The sequence below is a fragment of the Curtobacterium luteum genome, from assembly GCF_001475545.1.
Classification (GTDB): domain Bacteria; phylum Actinomycetota; class Actinomycetes; order Actinomycetales; family Microbacteriaceae; genus Curtobacterium; species Curtobacterium luteum_A.
In genome coordinates this window covers 1-809 of record NZ_LDQC01000086.1, presented here as the reverse complement: position 1 = coordinate 809, position 809 = coordinate 1, and the positions used below count along the sequence as shown (strand labels likewise).

The following is an 809-nucleotide window of genomic DNA, read 5'->3' as shown; positions in this document are numbered from 1 at the left end:
ACGTGGCGGTCCGCGGGGCTGGCGGTGTCGGGATCGGTGCCCTGCTCGCGCTGCTCGCGATGGCCACGGGCGGGGTCCTGCTGGTCCTGCGACGACGCCGACGCGCGTAGCCGACACCAGGACGGACGGGAGGCACGGATCACCGCGATCCGTGCCTCCCGTCCGTCACAGGGTCGGGTGGGCATGCTCGGAGGGGTGACCCGTCTCCGACGCTCCGCGACCAACGGTCGCGGTTACCACCGCGTCCGTTCCGGCCGCGGCTTCTCGTACCGCGACCCCGACGGGAGGACCGTCACCGACCCCGCGGTCCGGGCGCGCCTCGAGGACCTCGTCATCCCGCCGGCCTGGGAGGACGTCTGGATCTCGCCGTACGACAACGGGCACATCCTCGCGACCGGGATCGACGGCGCTGGGCGCCGGCAGTACATGTACCACCCGGGCTGGCGCGAACGCATGGACCGGATCAAGTACGACCGCGCGCTCGCCCTCGCCGAGTCGCTGCCGTCGGCACGGCGGATGGTGACGCAGGACCTCCGGCGCCCGGAGCCGGACCGACAGCGGGCGCTCGCCGCGGCGTTCCGGATGCTCGACCAGGGATCGTTGCGCGTCGGCTCCGAGCGGTACGCGACCGAGCACGGCAGTCGCGGTCTCTCGACGCTGCTCTGCGCCCACGCCCACGTCTCCGGCGACGACATCGAGCTCGACTTCCCGGGCAAGAGCGGGCAGGAGTGGTCGTCCACCATCCACGACCACGACCTGGCGCGGGTCATCGCCGGGATGAAGCGTCGCGGTCCGAACGCCCGGCTGCT

At 72.9% G+C, this 809-nt stretch carries 1 pseudogene; it reads left to right on the top strand.

Features of this window, described 5'->3' with window-relative positions:
• Nucleotides 1-195 precede the first annotated feature (195 nt).
• Nucleotides 196-809 (top strand): annotated as a pseudogene (locus NS184_RS14100) (DNA topoisomerase IB); the annotation flags it as partial.